The 16,021-nt window shown below is 69.1% G+C and carries 11 protein-coding genes and 6 pseudogenes; 11 read left to right on the forward strand and 6 right to left on the reverse strand.

Annotation, left to right across the window (positions count from 1 at the left end; genetic code table 11):
* Window positions 1-71: 71 nt before the first annotated feature.
* From AB5L52_RS04230 to AB5L52_RS04250, 5 genes and pseudogenes are all read left to right on the forward strand, one after another.
* Entirely contained in the window at window positions 72-1,082 is a 1,011-nt protein-coding gene (locus tag AB5L52_RS04230; protein WP_369362669.1) for a Rieske 2Fe-2S domain-containing protein, read from the forward strand.
* Window positions 1,079-1,252, forward strand: coding sequence for a hypothetical protein (locus tag AB5L52_RS04235; protein WP_351031809.1), 174 nt, complete (start codon window positions 1,079-1,081; stop codon window positions 1,250-1,252). Before AB5L52_RS04230 ends, AB5L52_RS04235 begins: the two co-directional genes overlap by 4 nt.
* Window positions 1,245-2,180: a PDR/VanB family oxidoreductase gene (locus AB5L52_RS04240; RefSeq protein ID WP_351031807.1), complete on the forward strand. Its 936-nt coding sequence runs from the start codon at window positions 1,245-1,247 to the stop codon at window positions 2,178-2,180. The genes AB5L52_RS04235 and AB5L52_RS04240 overlap by 8 nt, the downstream gene beginning before the upstream one ends.
* Before the next feature lie 156 nt (window positions 2,181-2,336).
* Window positions 2,337-2,510: pseudogene (locus AB5L52_RS04245) on the forward strand (IS1380 family transposase); the annotation flags it as partial.
* Between the two features lie 64 nt (window positions 2,511-2,574).
* Window positions 2,575-3,389: pseudogene (locus AB5L52_RS04250) on the forward strand (IS3 family transposase); the annotation flags it as partial.
* A 4-nt stretch (window positions 3,390-3,393) separates the two neighbouring features.
* Here AB5L52_RS04250 and AB5L52_RS04255 read toward each other — a convergent pair.
* Both AB5L52_RS04255 and AB5L52_RS04260 read right to left on the reverse strand, forming a co-directional pair.
* Window positions 3,394-3,471 (reverse strand): annotated as a pseudogene (locus AB5L52_RS04255) (IS5/IS1182 family transposase); the annotation flags it as partial.
* Window positions 3,472-3,821: 350 nt separating this feature from the next.
* Window positions 3,822-4,592, reverse strand: a complete 771-nt coding sequence (locus tag AB5L52_RS04260; RefSeq protein WP_369362670.1) for an alpha/beta fold hydrolase — start codon at window positions 4,590-4,592, stop codon at window positions 3,822-3,824.
* Window positions 4,593-4,747: 155 nt separating this feature from the next.
* Between AB5L52_RS04260 and AB5L52_RS04265 the strand changes: the two genes are divergently transcribed.
* The 3 genes and pseudogenes from AB5L52_RS04265 to AB5L52_RS04275 all read left to right on the forward strand — a co-directional run bounded on the left by AB5L52_RS04265 (window position 4,748) and on the right by AB5L52_RS04275 (window position 7,266).
* Window positions 4,748-5,140: a helix-turn-helix domain-containing protein gene (locus AB5L52_RS04265; RefSeq protein ID WP_351576389.1), complete on the forward strand. Its 393-nt coding sequence runs from the start codon at window positions 4,748-4,750 to the stop codon at window positions 5,138-5,140.
* A 94-nt stretch (window positions 5,141-5,234) separates the two neighbouring features.
* Window positions 5,235-5,831: a GNAT family N-acetyltransferase gene (locus AB5L52_RS04270; protein ID WP_369362671.1), complete on the forward strand. Its 597-nt coding sequence runs from the start codon at window positions 5,235-5,237 to the stop codon at window positions 5,829-5,831.
* A gap of 51 nt (window positions 5,832-5,882) precedes the next feature.
* Window positions 5,883-7,266, forward strand: a pseudogene (locus tag AB5L52_RS04275) (transposase).
* 173 nt (window positions 7,267-7,439) lie between these two features.
* Here the strand turns inward: AB5L52_RS04275 and AB5L52_RS04280 are convergent.
* The gene (locus AB5L52_RS04280) at window positions 7,440-8,096 is read right to left on the reverse strand and encodes an RICIN domain-containing protein (protein WP_369362672.1); all 657 of its coding nucleotides are present in this window, start codon (window positions 8,094-8,096) and stop codon (window positions 7,440-7,442) included.
* Between the two features lie 1,202 nt (window positions 8,097-9,298).
* Here AB5L52_RS04280 and AB5L52_RS04285 point away from each other — a divergent pair.
* The 3 genes and pseudogenes from AB5L52_RS04285 to AB5L52_RS04295 all read left to right on the forward strand — a co-directional run.
* A pseudogene (locus tag AB5L52_RS04285) lies at window positions 9,299-9,700 on the forward strand (GNAT family N-acetyltransferase); the annotation flags it as partial.
* 80 nt (window positions 9,701-9,780) lie between these two features.
* A complete protein-coding gene (locus AB5L52_RS04290; RefSeq protein ID WP_369362673.1) occupies window positions 9,781-10,113 on the forward strand; it encodes a putative quinol monooxygenase in 333 nt (110 codons plus the stop codon).
* A 112-nt stretch (window positions 10,114-10,225) separates the two neighbouring features.
* Window positions 10,226-10,728 (forward strand): annotated as a pseudogene (locus AB5L52_RS04295) (restriction endonuclease); the annotation flags it as partial.
* A gap of 151 nt (window positions 10,729-10,879) precedes the next feature.
* On the opposite strand, the gene AB5L52_RS04300 reads toward AB5L52_RS04295, so the two are convergent.
* Genes AB5L52_RS04300 through AB5L52_RS04310 form a run of 3 tightly spaced genes read right to left on the reverse strand, consistent with a single transcriptional unit; the run spans window position 10,880 to window position 16,019 of the window.
* The gene (locus AB5L52_RS04300) at window positions 10,880-12,655 is read right to left on the reverse strand and encodes an ABC transporter ATP-binding protein (protein ID WP_369362674.1); all 1,776 of its coding nucleotides are present in this window, start codon (window positions 12,653-12,655) and stop codon (window positions 10,880-10,882) included.
* Window positions 12,652-14,427, reverse strand: coding sequence for an ABC transporter ATP-binding protein (locus AB5L52_RS04305; protein WP_369362675.1), 1,776 nt, complete (start codon window positions 14,425-14,427; stop codon window positions 12,652-12,654). The genes AB5L52_RS04300 and AB5L52_RS04305 overlap by 4 nt, the downstream gene beginning before the upstream one ends.
* Window positions 14,424-16,019: a (2,3-dihydroxybenzoyl)adenylate synthase gene (locus tag AB5L52_RS04310; protein ID WP_369362676.1), complete on the reverse strand. Its 1,596-nt coding sequence runs from the start codon at window positions 16,017-16,019 to the stop codon at window positions 14,424-14,426. Before AB5L52_RS04310 ends, AB5L52_RS04305 begins: the two co-directional genes overlap by 4 nt.
* Between the last annotated feature and the right edge of the window lie 2 nt (window positions 16,020-16,021).

Consider the following 16,021-nt stretch of genomic DNA (forward strand, 5'->3'; position numbering starts at 1 on the left):
TCCCGTTGTGGGTGATATCGCGGCCCTGCGAACCTCGTCGCACCCCCAACTCTCAGCGACGGGAGTGCCCCATGTCCACCGCATTCGCCCGCAACCAGTGGTATGTCGCCGCCTACGGCAACGAGATCGGCCGCGAACTGCTCGGCCGGACGATCCTCGGCGAACCGATCGTTCTCTACCGCACGCAGGAGGACGGGCGCGTCATCGCCCTCGCCGACCGCTGCGTTCACCGCCGCTACCCGCTCTCGGCGAGCCGTCTGGACGGCGACCGGATCGTCTGCGGCTACCACGGCTTCACCTATGACACCACCGGGACCTGCGTCTTCGTCCCCGGCCAGCAGCGCATCCCCCGCGCCGCCCGGGTCGCCGCCTATCCGGCGGTGGAACTCGACTCGTTCGTCTGGGTTTGGATCGGCGATGCGGCGCTGGCCGACGAGAAGTCGGTCCCGCGCGCCCCGCACCTGGCGGACCCGGACATGGTCACCGTCTGCGGCATGGAGCCGATCCACAGCGACTACGGACTGCTGGTCGACAACCTGATGGACCTCTCCCACGAGACCTACCTGCACGGCGGCTGCATCGGCACCCCGGAGGTCGCCGAGACCCCCATCACCACCGAGGTCGACGAGGGCGCCGGGATCGTCAGGGTCTCCCGCCACATGATGGACGCCGAGTGCCCGCCCTTCTACGCCCGCTCGACGGGCATCGAGGGGCGGATCACCCGCCTCCAGGACATTGAGTACCTCGCCCCCTGCCTCTACCTGCTGCACAGCCGGATCATTCCGGTCGGCCAGCACGCGCCGGTGTTCCGCACCGAGATCACCTACGCCATCACCCCTTCCGCACCTGGCAAGGTCTACGACTTCTGGGCCGTCTCCCGCGACTTTGCGACGGATGACGACGAAGTCACCGCCTTCCTGCGGGACTTCAACCACCAGGTGGTGATGCAGGACGTCAACGCCCTGAACCTGTTGCAGCGCGCCCTGGACAGCGAGCCGACCGGCTACCAGGAGCTCAGCATCAACATCGACACCGGCGGCCTCGCCGCCCGCCGCATCCTCGCCCGGCTGGCCGCCGAATGACCGGCCCCTCCAGCGGCACGACCAACCGCATCGACTGGCAGCCCGGCACCGACCTGCTGCACGGCACCTGCCACTGCGGCGCGCACCACACGGCCGACGATCCGGTCGAGATGTGGGCCTGGCTGCTGGCCCACCCCGAAGGACACCCGAACGAGGCACCGGATGACTGAGAACCTCCACACCGTCGTCGTCACCGACCGCCGCCAGGAGGCCGACGGCGTCGTCTCTCTGACTCTCCGTGGCAGCGGCCTTCCCCCGTGGACGCCAGGCGCCCACCTCGACCTCCTCCTCGCCGACGGGCTGGAGCGCCAGTACTCGATCTACGGGGACCCGGCGGAACGGGACCTGTGGCGGATCGCCGTACTGCGAGAGCCCGAGGGCCGCGGAGGATCGGCCTTCGTGCACGAGCGGCTGCAGCCCGGCGAAACCATACGGGTGCGGGGGCCGCGCAACAACTTCCCGCTGCGACCTGCCGCCCGGTACCTCTTCATCGCCGGAGGCATCGGCATCACCCCCGTCCTGCCGATGCTGCGGGCGGTGGACACGGCCGGCACCGACTGGTCCCTGCTCTACGGCGGACGTACGCGCAACTCCATGGCCTTCCTCGATGAACTGACCCGCTACGGCGAGCGGGTGGCCGTCCGGCCGCAGGACGAAGCCGGCCTGCTGGACCTGGCCTCCTATCTGGGTGCCCCGGAACCGGACACCGCCGTCTACTGCTGCGGTCCGGGCGCGCTCCTGGACGCCGTCGAGCAGTACTCCGCGGCGAACGGCTGGCCGGAGCCGCAGACGGAACGCTTCCAGCCGCGGGCTCAGGCTGCCTCTCCTGACGCCCCGTTCGAGCTCGTACTGGCCCGCTCCGGCCTTACCCTGAACGTAGCGGAGCACACCTCCGTCCTGGAAACCGTCCACGCGGCCGGCGTCGAGGTCCTGTACTCCTGCACCGAGGGCACCTGCGGGACCTGCGAGACGGACGTCCTGGAAGGCGTGCCGGACCACCGCGACTCACTGCTCACGGCTGACGAGCGCGCGACCGGGGAGACCATGATGATCTGTGTCTCCCGCTGCCAAGGTGACCGGCTGGTCCTGGACCTCTGAGCCGCGAATTTCTCACTGACTACTGACTTTGGCGTATGAGCCTGCGCGTTTCACTTGCGGCGGCGTCCGAGTCTTGATCGGAAAAGCGAAAGTGCCTTCTGAGCTCGGAAGATGAGGCTTGTCGAAGGTCTCTGTCATCACAGCGGGAAGGCACTTTCTGCGTGCACTGACGCACTGCGTCGGCTGCGACCGCGTGACACCGGGCATGACCCCGGCCGGATCGCGGTCGATCTCGCGGTCATGCTCGCCGACGGCGGCGAGGCAATAGCGGACTTGGCCCTGCTGCGCGACCAGGCGGAGGTGTTCGGCCCCGTCGCCTCCACTCCGACTGAGGCTGATCCTTTGGAGTGGACACCCTGACAATGGATCTTGATGGTCCAGGAGGGATGCCCAGGTGGGACGCCAGTCTCCGTACCCGGAGGAGTTCCGGAAGGATGCCGTCGCGCTGTACCGCGCGTCCGGCGGCAAGCGCACGTACGCGGCGGTGGCTGCGGATCTCGGGATCACCGGGGAGACGCTGCGCACGCGGGTCCGCAAGGACACCGTTCACTCCGCGCCCGAGCCGTCGGACAGCAGCGTGCAGAGTCTGGCTGAGGAGCTGACCCGGCTGCGAGCCGAGAACCAGCGGCTGCTGAAGGCAGAGAAGGAGTGGCAGCTGGAGCGGGAGATCTTGCGCCGGGCAGCCGCCTGTTTCGCTCGGGAGGTGAAGTGAGCCCCCGCCGCTGGGACTTCATCTCCGACAATCGTGCCGACTTCGGCGTGAAGCGGATATGCCAGGTCCTCGGCGTCTCCCGCTCCGGCTACTACCGGCACCAGGCCACCACGCAGGCCCGCGCTGCGCGTCAGGCCGAGCAGGCCGCCGCGGTCGCCGAGATCCGCGAGATCCATGCCGAACACCACGGCGCCTACGGCGCCCCGCGCATCCATGCCGAGCTCCGTTCGCGGGGTCGGAAGATCAATCGCGAGCGTGTCACGCGCCTGATGTGCATCAACCAGATCGTCGGCCGTCACCTGCGCCGCATCAAGCGCACCACGATCGCGGACAAGACGGCCCCTCCCGCACCGGACCTGCTCATGCGCGACTTCACCGCGAAGACGTTGAACACCCGGTGGTACGGCGACATCACGTATATCGCCGTCGGCTCGACGTGGCTGTATCTGGCCACGGTCATCGACATCTGCTCGCGCCGCGTGATCGGCTGGTCCATCACCGCTCACGGGTGACGAGGAGCATGGTTACCCACTCGACCAGAGCGTGAGGCAGGTCGAGTACGGCAGGATAGGGAACCAACGAGGCTCCTGCGCTGATGAGTTGAGACGTCGAACGCCTCTCTCAACGGCACAGGAGCCTCGTCCGTTGCGGACGTCGACCCCGTAACCCGATCAGTGGCCACTCTGAAAACGTTCAGGGTTCAGCCTCAATCGGTGTATCAACGGCCGCGTAGTTCGGCTCTGATCAACATTCGGGATGACCGAGCGTGATCAGCCAACCGCTGGCGTCGGTTTCCTCGGCCGGCTGAGGGTAGCGCCTTTCCGGGCCAGTCGCCTGGTCATGGATCACCATGATGAACCGGCGCCTGACCCGCAAAAGCCCGCAGACCAGCCGGCGGACCAGGAAAACTCCTGCCTGGTCAGAAGCAGTTACCTTGTCTGCTGGGTCTGCTGTTCGACAGCCGGACTATGGTAAAGGCCGATCTTGAGCAGTAGTTCGCTCAACTCTGCCGGCATGGTGATCATGCAGTCGTGCCCGGTCGGCAGTTCCCACACCCGTGCCGGAGAACCATTGGGCTGTATCGCGGGGACGGGCCGCCGCGTGATGCCTTCCGGCTGCACGCCGACGCAGTGGATGTGCGTACGCGGAATCAACTTCACGGCCGGGTTGTCCAGCCGGACCGGTTGCTGCAGGCAGCGCACCGGCTGGTCGGAGAGCATCGCGCTCAGCCACTCGACGTCCACCGGGTCGGTGACCCCGAACAGACCGAAGGGCGCAGGCATCTCGGGCAGCGGCGGAACGCGCCAGCCACTGTCGGACTTCGCGGCCTGGTCGATCAGGTTCTGGGTCATGGGCTGGACGTCGACAGCGGTCTCGCCGTGCTCCGGGACCATCGCATCCAGATACACCAGATGCGCGATCCGCTCCGGGACCTCGTTGGCCACAGACGAAATAACCAGGCCCGCGTAGCTGTGACCCACGAGTACCACCTCGGTCAGGTCCTCCTCCTGGAGAAGCTTGGCAACGTCCTCAACGTGTGTATCAAGCCCCACCTCGGGACTGAGCAGGTGCGCCTTGTCGCCGTAGCCGGTCAGCGACGGTGCGAACACACGATGCCCAGCCAACTCCAGCAGCGGGACCACTCGCTCCCAGCACCGGCCGCAGTGCCAAGCACCGTGCACCAGCAGAAATGTCGGCATGCCAGTCTTCCTCTCCCGGGCGCGGAGGCGCGGGAACAGGCAGGCAGTTCCCATTCATGCCTCGGTACTCTTTAAGAACCGAGATCATCGTGGTGCACCTGCGATGTCTTGAGCAATAAGGCACATTTCGGTGCCCCGGTTCCCTGGAGGTGACCATGAGCACAGCCGGCAGCGAGTCGCGGCCAGCCCAGCAGGAGGACCCGTGCCGGACCCGCGAAGTGCTCGACATCGTCGGTGACAAATGGTCATTGCTGGTCGTGCGCAACCTTAGCCAGGGACCGCGCCGCTTCACCGAACTCAAACGAGCCATCGACGGAATCAGCCAGCGCATGCTCACCGTCACCCTGCGCAGCCTGGAACGCGACGGAATCCTCACGCGGACCGTCCGCAACGTCATGCCGCCGCACGTCAGCTACGAACTCACTCCGATGGGCAAGACCCTCCGCCAAGCCACCGCACCTCTACTGGAGTGGAGCACCATGCACCTGGGAGACATCGACGCTGCCCGCGCCGCGTACGACGCCCGCCGCGACACACCGCCCGCCTAGGAGCGTGGGTCAGTAACGCTCAACCTGGGTTGGTTTCTCGCGGATAATGCGTTGACCTGACCTGGGCGGCTGCGCGTTCGGCATGATCGCTGCCATGACGTCTCCCGTGCTCTCGTTCGCTGCCAAGCCCACGCTGGTCGGGAAGCGGGTGCTGCTGCGGCCGGTCACTGCCGCCGATGCCCCTGGGCTGGTGGAACTGTTGAACGAGCCGGAGGTGCGTCGGCTGACGGGGACGCATGGGCAGGTCCGGCCTGGGGCTTTGGAACGCGCCGAGCAATGGTACTCCTCGCGAGCTGCGGAGGACGACCGGTTGGATCTGGCGGTCGTCGAGCAAGCCACGGGTGAGTACGTCGGTGAGGCGGTCCTGAAGGAGTTGCATGCCGACAACCGGTCATGTTCGTTCCGGATCACCCTGGTCGGGCCCCGCGCTTTCGGCCGTGGTTTCGGCACCGAGGCCACCCGGCTGATCCTTGCCCATGCCTTCGAGACCGTCGGTGTCCACCGGGTCGAACTTGAGGTCTTCGCCTTCAATCCACGGGCCCGGCACGTCTACGAGCAGGTCGGCTTCGTCCACGAGGGCACGAAGCGTCAGGCACTGCACTGGCAGGGTGCTTGGGTCGACACGCAGATCCTGGCAGTCCTCGCCGGTGACTGGTCCAGGCACCGCGGGTTTCCCCGATTCAGTGAGTGATCTTCCGGATGGGACGATCCTCACATGTCTGGTGGGGATGGCCTGTTCGAGATCGACACGGCGGCGACCGTGCGGCCGCAGTCCGGACCGCGGCCGGCAGTGGACAAGAGGTTCCGGGCGTTCGAGCCGGACCAGATGCTGCTGATGCCACCCTCGCTGGAGGACTGGTTGCCCCAGGATCACCTGGCCCGGCTCATGGCACGACTGCTGACTTACGGCTACACCACCGGTGTCCGCTCCTCGCGCGCGATCGAGCGCAAGTGCGTCGACGATGTCGCGTTCCGCTATCTCGCCGCCGGGCAGAGCCCGGACTACCGGTCGCTGTCGCGGTTCCGCCGCCGTCATCTGGATGCCCTCGCGGACCTGATCACCCAGTCCCTGCACCTCGCTCAGAAGCTCGGCATGGTCAAGATGGGCCGCGTCGCCCTGGACGGCACCAAGCTGGAGGCGAACGCCTCCAAGCACAAGGCCATGAGCTACGGCCGCCTGGTCGACAAGGAGGAGCGGATCGAAGCCGAGATCGCCCAGTTGGAGGCCAAGGCCGCCGCTCTGCTGGCCGACGCCGAAGCCACCGACGCCGCCGAAGACCAGCGGTTCGACACCGACGGCAAGGAGGTCGCCCTGCCTGCCGAACTGGACCGGCGCGAGGAGCGCCTGGCCAGGCTGCAGGCCGCCCGCGCTCAGATCGAGGCCGAAGCCGCCGCCAAGGCACGCGAGCACGCGGAGGAGAAGGAACGCCGCAGGCAGGAGCGTGCCGGCAGCAGTAACGAGCAGGCTGTCACCGATGCCGGGCAGGCCGCCGCGGAGAAGGCGCGTCCCAAGCCCAAGGCGCAGGCCAACTTCACCGACCCCGACTCGCGGATCATGAAGAACAGCGACGCTGCCGACATCCAGGCTTACAACGCCCAGGCCGTCGTGGACGAGGCACACCAGGTCATCACCGCCGCCGACGTCACCCGCAACCCATCGGACGCGCTGAACTACACGACCATGCTCAACCAGTCCGCGGCGAACCCCGGCGCCGACCCCAAGCAGGCATTGGTGGATGCCGGCCACTGCTCCGAGACCAACCTCCAGGCCGCGAAAGACCGCCAACTCGCCTGCAGGACCGACACGTTCATGGCCATCGGCCGACTCGCCCACGACGAGCAGATCCCGCCCGCACCACGCGGACGGATCCCGGCGAACGCCACCCTGAAGGAACGGATGGCCCGCATGCTGCGGTCCCAAGCCCGGCAAAGCCGCCTACAGTCGCCGCAAGGCCATCGTCGAACCTGTCTTCGGACAGATCATGACCTGCCAGAACGGCCGCCAACTCCTCCTGCGCGGCGAGGACGGCGCCCGCGCCGAGTGGCGACTGCTGGCCGCCTGCCACAACCTCCGCAAGATCTTCCGGCACACCGGAACCGCCGGACTCGCCGCCATGGCCACCTGACCAACCAAGCACACGACCCGGCCTACCGCGCCTCACCGAGCCAGGGCCCCCGGCCTACACGCCCCCGCCCATCCACTCGCAGACGGACAAGCTCGCCGGCCGCACGGCGGGCCGGCGTGCCGACCCGACCGATCACGACTACCCGGCCAGTTGCCCGTTACTGACCCACGCTCCTAGGCGAGGACGGGCTTCCACCACTGCTGCGACTGGAAGTTCTTCTGCCACAGCTGCGCCGGTGCCCCGTCACCGGTGATGGTCGCGTTGCGGTCCAGCACGGTGTTCAGGTTGTTGTTGAACCGCAGGTTGTACATGGCGAGGTCGCCGGAGCGGAAGAACCAGTCCTGCTGCGTGGAGCCGTTGCACTGCCACAGCTGGACCCTGGTCCCGTTATTGCCGGCCCCGCCGGTGTCCGCGTCGAGACACATCCCCGGGAACTTGACGTTCTCGAGGCTGCCGTCGCTGTACGAGTACCACTCCTGCTGCGCGGACCCGTTGCATCGCCAGGCCTGCACTCTGGTGCCGTCGGCGCCGTTGGTGGCGTCGGCGTCGAGGCACTGCCCGGGCGTGACCGTGTAGAGGCTGTCGATCACGACGACGCCCTGGAGCACCGCCGCGGGCGTCACGCCGCTGGCCGCGCGGTGCAGGACCTTGGTGTGGGCGCCGGCGGCCACCTGCCCCGCAGTGAGCCCGTACGCGGGTATGGACGCCTGCGCCGAGGCTGTGGCCGGCGTGGCGTGGACGGTGGCGGCGGTCGCGGTGTTCGCGGCGCCGAGGGCCGTGCCGCCGGCGAGCGCGAGCGCAGCGGCCGTCGTGGCGATGGTGCGGCGCATAGTGGTTGCCTTCTTCCCGTACAAGACTTTCTCCCCAACTTGTGTGGCCGCAGCGTGAGCGGCGGCTTTGGATGCGTCAGGATCCGCCGCGCGTGCGGGCACGGCGACTTCCCCTGCTGCTTGGTCCGGTCGGGCGCGAAGCAGCAGGTCCGGGGGCTGGCGAAGTGGGCGGAGTCGCGTTTCGCGAAAGAGGCCCTGGTGCCCACCGTGATCACCCGACAAGGACCCGATCCGGCCCCGTCGACGTGCGGTCGCGGCCAGCTTGTGGTGGAAACGCATGAATTCCCCGTGAGGCCGAAGATGCAGTGCTCTGTGGCCGATGGCGCACCAGAACGCTATGACGGCTGCGGGTGGGGCGAAGGACCTGTTTGCACTGTGAAGCGGTCCCTCCGGTGTCGGTCTGCACAGCGAGCCTTGTTGTGCCCCTGCCAGCACCTGCTTACTCTGCGACCGCATCGACATGCGAGTCTCTCGGGAGACGACATGCACGGTGATCTGCGTGCGGACACGGCGGCTGTCGGACGGATTCGACGGGCCGACGACGTGCTGGATATGCAGCACTCTGACCGGTCATGGCCGGCGCTTGTCCGGCCATGACCGGTGGCCGATGCGACTGGCACGGGTCACCGGCCAGTGGCCGCCCCGGTTGGTAGCCGTCCCGCCCCGGGCAACGCCCGCGGGTGAGTTCCAGCTGCGCATCGCCTGGATACCCGCGGCCTGACCTGCGGGTATCCGCAGCTTATGGAGTGGGTGTCCAGGCGGGGCAAGGGGTTGGGTATCCGTACGGCGCCACTGCTGCGAGGACCTGATGCCCGTTAGCCTGAGCAGCGGCCACCGGTGCTGACGGGCGGTCGGCCACGATCTGGCCGCCGGTCATGGATGCGTGGCCAAGGGCGGGGCGACCGAGATCGTGGGCGGTCAGGCAATCGCTGAAGGCGTGGGCCGTGCCCGCTGACACGGAGGACAGGCCGAGGAGAGCAAGGCATTCCGGGGCCGTGCGTTCGCACTGGCCGGTCCTTCCCGGCGCTGCTTCCGACCGTCGGCCACGGTCACTCTTCGTGTGCTTCGGCGGCTTCCGATGGGTTTGGCCGGGCGACCACAGGCCGCCGACGCGCAACGGTGCTCCCAGCGCCGGGCATCGGTGCAACCGGCGGCACAGGCCCCTTCCTGCCGGGGTGGCAGGTGAAGGCGAGCCGTCCACCGTCCCCGCCTTCGGCAACCCGCCCTGGAACGAGGATGAGGAGCAAGCCGCCGCGTTTCTCCGTCGGCTGGCGGACGACGTCAAGCGCCCCGGTTTCACCGCGGCCGTCGCATTCATGGCGGCGGAGGTCATCGGCTTCAGCACCGCCTGGACCACCATGGCTCCCTTCCCCGCCGACCGCTGTTACCCCGAGGCCGCCGCGGGTCTCGGCCCCGAGCGCACCGCGCAGTGGCTGTGCGGCGCCCTCGAAGTGGACGAACTCGCCGTCCGCACCGCAGCCCGCGGCACCGGCGTCGCTGCCGAGTTACTGAAGACGGTCACCACCGACGCACCGGAAGGCGGAGGCATCGCCGTCTTCCTCAGGCCCCGGCACCCGGCGCGCATCCTGGCCGCCGCACCTCTGGACCACCCGGATCTCCGTGTGCATCCGCAGGGACGCGGACCCGCACATCATCCAGTCAAAGCAAGAGGAGAAACCGCCCCATGACCGTCACGGCACACATCGACACCACTCGCCCTGTCACCATGCTCATCAACGTCTTCACCATCTCTCCTGACCGCCAGGCCGAACTGATCGACCTGCTGGCCGGTGCCATCGAAGAGACGATGAAGCACCAGCCCGGCTTCATCTGCGCCAACTTCCACGCCTCCCTCGACGGCGAACGCGTCATCAACTACGCCCAGGGGGAGAGCGAGGAGCACTACCGCGCGATGCTCGCCAACCCCGAGGCGCGCGTCCACATGGACAAGGCGGCCACCATCGCAAGCGACGTTCAGCCCCGCCTCTACCGCGTGGCTTCGAGCCACCATCACTGAACCCCCGACCGCGAGACGACACCGGCTCTCGCAAGGTCAGTGACCAGGCGTCGTCAACGACCGTGCAGGGCCCGCCACTTGCCATCGCTGCGTGAGCGGGGTCTTCGGGGCCATCCGTACCGATCGCCGACCCGGCAGCCCCGGAAGTGGGATCCGGGATCAGCGGCGGACGAATGCCACCGGGCGGCTCGCGCCGGACCTGAGAGCAGCGCTGCAACGCCAGGCACCCCCGCTCGGCAGAATCGTTCGACTGCTGCTCGATCCGCACTTTCCCCTTTCCCTCCACACCGACCTGTGCGAAGCCGTCGGCCTGGAACTGGAGCCCTCGGAGACCGAGCAGCTCGCGACGGCGCGCAAGCGGCGGGCCCGGCGAATGCGGGAACTGATACTGACCGCCTACGAGTACCGGTGGGCCTTCTGCGCTACGACGGCAGGATCGGCACGGTGCCGGTCGGGCTGAACGCCGCCCTCCCGCTGCCCGTGAGCACGTCATAATCCTCGCGGGCCGTCCGCTCGTGGGTACGCAGCCCGGCGCGCCCCATCGCAGCCGCTCACCCCGACTGGCACGCCCGTCAGGTCTTCCACCGCAAGCCGCGCCTTGCCGCGGCCATCTGACCGCTGGCTGTCCTACGCCCGGAACCTGTCGGTCACGAAGATCGAGATCCCATTGTTGACGGCATTCGGGGCGTTCGTCTGGCCGGCCAACGCCGTGGCGGCCACCACGGCTGTTCACCATCACGGCTTCCGGAGGCGCCGGTGGTGGGGTTCATGCGTGCGTTCCTTCCGTGCGCGCCGCAGCCACCGGCAGCTGCCAGTGGCGTGCTGCCGCCTGGGCCGCCCACATGCGGGCGTAGCGGCCGTCCGGTTCTGCGAGCAGCTCGGTATGGGTGCCGCGCTGGGTGACGCGTCCGTCCTCCACGACGAGAATCTGGTCGGCGCCGACGACTGTGGACAGGCGGTGGGCCACGACGACCACGGTCTTGCCGTCCACGAGCCGGTCGATGGCGGCCTGGACCACCCGCTCCGATGTGCTGTCGAGGGCGGCGGTGGGCTCGTCGAGCAGCACGATCGGGGTGTCCTTGAGGAAAGCTCGGGCGATGGAGATGCGCTGGCGTTCGCCACCGGAGAGGGCCGAGCCGATCTCGCCGACGCAGGTGGCGTATCCGTCGGGCAGCGCTTGGACGAAGTCGTGGATGCCGGCGGCTCGTGCCGCTTCCTCGATCTCCGTGTCGGTGGCGTCCGGACGGGCGATGGCGATGTTGGCGCGGATGGTGTCGTCGAAGAGATAGACGTCCTGGAAGACGACAGCGATGTGCCTCAGGACCTCGTCGGGTTCGAGTGCTGTCAGGTCGTTGCCGCCGATGCGCACACTGCCCGTCTGCGGGTCGGCATAACGGCTGATGAGTCTTGTGATGGTCGTCTTGCCGGAGCCGGAGGGGCCGACCAGGGCGGTCAGGCTCCGTTCCGGGATCGTGAAGTCGATGTCGCTGAGCGTGGGTTCGCTCTGGCCGTCGTATGTGAAGGTGACGCTGTCGAAGCGGATGTCGAAGGAGGAGGGCGGTTGTCCGCCTGCGGCGACCGGCAGCGGCCGCACCGAGAGGACGTCGTCGATGCGGGCGAGCGCCGCCTCGGCGAGTTCGAAGAGCTTGGCCATGACGGCGGCCAGGCTCAGGGGCTCTGCGAAACGGGCTGCGGCCACGGTGATCGCGAGGAGGGTCGCGGGGGTGAGCCGGGCGTCGAGGACGAGTGCGGCACCGAGCGAGACCAGTGCGACCAGCGCGAGGTGCACGATGAGTTGGGCTCCTGCGACGGGAAGGGCGGCGGACCGGTTGGTGGCGGTCTGGGTGTGCTGCTGGCGGGCCAGGACGGGGAGCAGGCGCGGCGAGTCAGCGCCCGCCTGGCCGGTGGCCTTCAGGACCGGCAGGCCCTGGACGTACTCCACGATCCTTGCCGCCGTCTCCCCTTCTGCCTCGTCGACCTCTCGGAATCCGGTGCCGGAGCGGCGCTGGATCTGCCGTACCAGCGGAAGAGCCGCGCAGGTACCGGCGACGAGGACCAGGCCGAGGCGCCAGTCCATGGCCAGGACGACGAGGCCCAGCACTGACGGCACGGTGACCAGTTGGACGAACAGCGCGGCCAGGGAAGAGACGGCGGTGGCCGCCATGGTGGCGTTGCCGCCGACGACCTGGGTCAGGTCCCCGGCCGCGCGCCTGTTCAGGTCCTGCTGGGGCATGGCACGCAGGGCGGTGCCCAGGCGGAGGCGAGTGGAACCGGTGACCAGGTGCCAGTAGTCGTACGTGAACGCCATCTCCCGTATCCGCAGGGCGCCTTCTGCGGCCACGAGTGCGGCCAGGAGGGCCACCCAGCCCCAGGCGCGGCCGGTGCGGACCGGGTCGTGGCTCAGTTCCGCGAGGAGCGGGACGAAGCAGGCGTAGGCGGCGGCTTGGAGGAGGGCCGCGGCCAGGGAGACGCGGAGCGTGGTGCGCAACTGCGGCGCGTACGGGCCGGCAGCGGTGAGCATCAGGCGCAGGATGCGCTTCACGAGGTGACCTCCTGGGTGCGGTGGCCCGTCATGCCCCAGGCGGCGGCCTGCCGGTGGTTCTCCCAGAGGCGGGCGAAGCGGCCTCCGGCGGCGACGAGGTCGGCGTGGCGGCCTCGTTCGGCGATGCGGCCATGGTCGAGGACGACGATCTGGTCGGCGTCGGTGATCGTGGACAGCCGGTGGGCGATGACCAGGACGGTGCGGCCCCGGGTGAGGCGGGCGATCACCTGCTGGATGGCCGCTTCGGTCTCGGGGTCGGTGAAGGCGGTGGCCTCGTCGAGGATCACGATCGGCGCCTCGGAGAGGATCGCCCGGGCGATGGTGATGCGCTGGCGCTGTCCGCCGGACAGGCGGATGCCGCGCTCGCCGACCTGGGTGTCGTAGCCGTCGGGCAGGTCGCGCACGATGAAGTCGTGGGCGGCGGCCGCCTCGGCCGCTGCCCGGACCTCGGCGTCGGTGGCGTTGGGACGCGCCAGACGGATGTTCTCCGCCACCGTGCCGGTGACGAGGAACGGCTCCTGGAAGACGAGCGCGATCTGCCGGAGCAGGACGTCGCTCGCGATGTCCCGGACGTCCACGCCGCCGACGCGGACGGCGCCCGAAGTGACGTCATGGAAGCGCGGGATCAGACGTGCCAGGGTCGACTTGCCCGATCCGGAAGCGCCGACCAGGGCGCACACCGTGCCTTCGGCGATGTCCAGGTCGATGCCGTCCAAGGCGGGGGTGTCCTCGCGGCCGGGGTACTCGAAGGTGACGTTCTCGAAGGTGATCGACGCGCCGTCGGGTTCGCGCGGGTCGTCGGGCGCGGGGAGGGGCGGTGCGTCCAGCAGGGCCTGTACGCGTACGGCACCGGCCTTGGCGTCGTTGATGTGGTTCGTCAGGTGCATCAGGGGTGAGACGGCCTCGATGGGCAGGGTCCCGATGAGCAGGGCGAGCAGGAGGTCGGTGCGGGAGATCCAGCCGGCTTCCAGCATCGGGACGCCCGTGGCGGCGACGACGAGCAGGGTGGGCAGCGGCACGATGAACAGCCGGTGCAGCAGCCCGGAGGAGCGGGTGGTGGCCATCCAGACACCGACAGCCTCGGTGAACTCCTCCACGGCGGTGGCGAACCGGCCGAAGGACGCGCGGCCGTCGTCGAAGGTACGCACGACCGGCATGCCCTGGACGAACTCGACGACGGCCGCGTTCACGTTCTCGTTCGCGGTGTTGTAGCGCTCGCGCTGGGTGCCGTAGTCGCGGGCCAGGAGTGCGAAACAGACGAAGGCGACCGGGACGATCAGCAGGACGGCGAGCAGCATCCGCCACTGCACCACACCCAGGGCCACAAGGGCGGCTGCGGGCTGGGCGACGCCCGATCCGAGGAACGGCAGTGCGTCGGCAACCACGTTGTGCAGGGACTTCACGTCGTCCTGGACGATCTTCTTGATGCGTCCGGCGCCGAGCCGCTGCACTTCGCCGAGTGGCATACGGGCGAGGCTGTCGGCGAGCCCGCGACGCAGGACGACTTCGAGTGCGTAGCTGGCCTCGTGGGCGAGGTGCTCGGCGAGGCAGCGCGCGCCGAAGCCGCCGGCCAGTCCCGCGCACGCCCCCAGGACCCAGCGGGTGACCACGGCGCCGGACGGGTCGGCTGCGAGGAGTTCCCCGGTGCCGTAGGCGAGGCAGACGAAGCCGAGGACCGAGCAGATGCCGCTCAACAGGCTGAGTCCCACGGCACGTTGGAGCACGCTGCGCACCTTCGGGGCGGCCTTGACCAGAGCGAGGACCGTGTTCACGCGCTCACCTGCCGGATGAGCGCGGCCTTGTCCACCTTGCCGAGGGCGGTGCGGGGGAAGGACGGGAGCACCCGGAGCTCGTCGGGGAGTTTGTAGGCGGCGAGTCCGCGGGCGGTGAGGTGAGTGGCCAGCTCGACGCGGCTGGGCGGAGCGCCGCGCGGGACGACGCAGGCGCAGGAACGCTCCCCCAGACGGTCGTCGGGCAGGCCGATCAGGGCCGCGTCGTGGACGGCCGGGTGAGCGAGGAGGTGGTTCTCCACCTCCTCGACGGGGACCTTTTCCCCGCCGCGATTGATGACGTCCTTGATGCGGCCCTCCACGACGAGGTGCCCGGTGGGGAGGCGACGCACCAGGTCGCCGCTGCGGTAGTAGCCGTCTTCGGTGAACGCCCTGGTGTTGTGTTCGGCAGCCTTGTAATAGCCCCGGAGCGTGTACGGGCCGCGCACCAGCAGCTCCCCCACCTCGCCGTCCGGCACGTCCCGGTCGTCGGTGGCGATGATGCGGATCTCGTCGCCCGGACAGAGGGGGCGGCCCTGGGAGTCGAGGACCAGTTCCTCCGGATCGTCGAGGCGGGTGTAGCACAGCAACCCCTCGGCCATGCCGAACACCTGCTGCAGACGGCAGCCCAGTCCCGGGGTGACGCGCCGGGCGGTCTCGGCCTTGAGGCGGGAGCCGCCCACCTGGAGCAGTTCGAGGCTGTCCAGGTCGTCCTCCGACCACTCCGCTGCCTCCAGCCACAGCAGGGCGAGGGACGGGACGAGCGCGGTGACGGTGACGCGTTCAGCGGCGATCAGCGGGAACGCTGCGTCCGGGCTCGGCGACGGACACATCACGACGGTGCCGCCCGCGTGGAGGGTGCCCAGCAGACCGGGGCAGGCCAGGGGGAAGTTGTGAGCGACGGGCAGCGCCGCCAGATAGCGGGTGTTCGGGCTCAGACCGGTCACGGCGGCGCTGGCGGCGGCGTTGTAGAGGTAGTCGTCGTGGGTGCGCGGGATCAGCTTGGGTGCACCGGTGGTGCCGCCGGACAGAAGCAGCAGCGCCACGTCGGACGGGTCCGGCTCCGGGAGCGTCCGCGGCTCGGCGGACAGGGACGCCAGCGAAGTGAACTCCTCCGCGTCGCCGACGACGAGTACGTGACGCAGGCTGGGCGCCTTCTCTCGTGCGGCGCGGGCGAGAGACCGGTGGTCGAAGCCGAGGTGGGTGTCCGGGACGACGTACGCCACCGCCTCCGACAGGGTGAGCAGGTGGGCGATCTCGGCCTCGCGGTGGGCGGGCAGCGCCATGACGGGGACGGCGCCGAGCCGGAACAGGGCGAAGCTCAGTTCCAGGAACTCGGCGATGTTCGGCAGGTGCACGACGACCCGGTCGCCGGGGGCGATGCCCAGATCGTGCAGTCCGGTCGCCAGCCGGTCGGCGCGCAGGTCGAGTTCGCGATACGTCCACTTCCGGTGCCCGTCCACGACGGCGACCGCGTCGGGCGCGGCGGCGGCCCGGTCACGGAGCAGGGAGCCGAGGGTGCGGCCGGTCCAGTAGCCGCGCGTCCGGTAGTGGCCGGCGAACGCCACGGGCCAGGGCGTGAAGCCGTCGAGCATGG

The sequence above is a fragment of the Streptomyces sp. CG4 genome (assembly GCF_041080655.1).
Taxonomy (GTDB): Bacteria; Actinomycetota; Actinomycetes; order Streptomycetales; family Streptomycetaceae; genus Streptomyces.

What these genes read in the sequence shown, in the direction of transcription:
- AB5L52_RS04290 (WP_369362673.1), top strand. Translation starts at nt 9,781, where the DNA reads ATGACCGTCACGGCACACATCGACACCACTCGCCCTGTCACCATGCTC.
- AB5L52_RS04265 (WP_351576389.1), top strand. Translation starts at nt 4,748, where the DNA reads ATGAGCACAGCCGGCAGCGAGTCGCGGCCAGCCCAGCAGGAGGACCCG.
- AB5L52_RS04230 (WP_369362669.1), top strand. Translation starts at nt 72, where the DNA reads ATGTCCACCGCATTCGCCCGCAACCAGTGGTATGTCGCCGCCTACGGC.
- AB5L52_RS04240 (WP_351031807.1), top strand. Translation starts at nt 1,245, where the DNA reads ATGACTGAGAACCTCCACACCGTCGTCGTCACCGACCGCCGCCAGGAG.
- AB5L52_RS04280 (WP_369362672.1), bottom strand. Translation starts at nt 8,096, where the DNA reads ATGCGCCGCACCATCGCCACGACGGCCGCTGCGCTCGCGCTCGCCGGC.
- AB5L52_RS04235 (WP_351031809.1), top strand. Translation starts at nt 1,079, where the DNA reads ATGACCGGCCCCTCCAGCGGCACGACCAACCGCATCGACTGGCAGCCC.
- AB5L52_RS04270 (WP_369362671.1), top strand. Translation starts at nt 5,235, where the DNA reads ATGACGTCTCCCGTGCTCTCGTTCGCTGCCAAGCCCACGCTGGTCGGG.
- AB5L52_RS04310 (WP_369362676.1), bottom strand. Translation starts at nt 16,019, where the DNA reads ATGCTCGACGGCTTCACGCCCTGGCCCGTGGCGTTCGCCGGCCACTAC.
- AB5L52_RS04260 (WP_369362670.1), bottom strand. Translation starts at nt 4,592, where the DNA reads ATGCCGACATTTCTGCTGGTGCACGGTGCTTGGCACTGCGGCCGGTGC.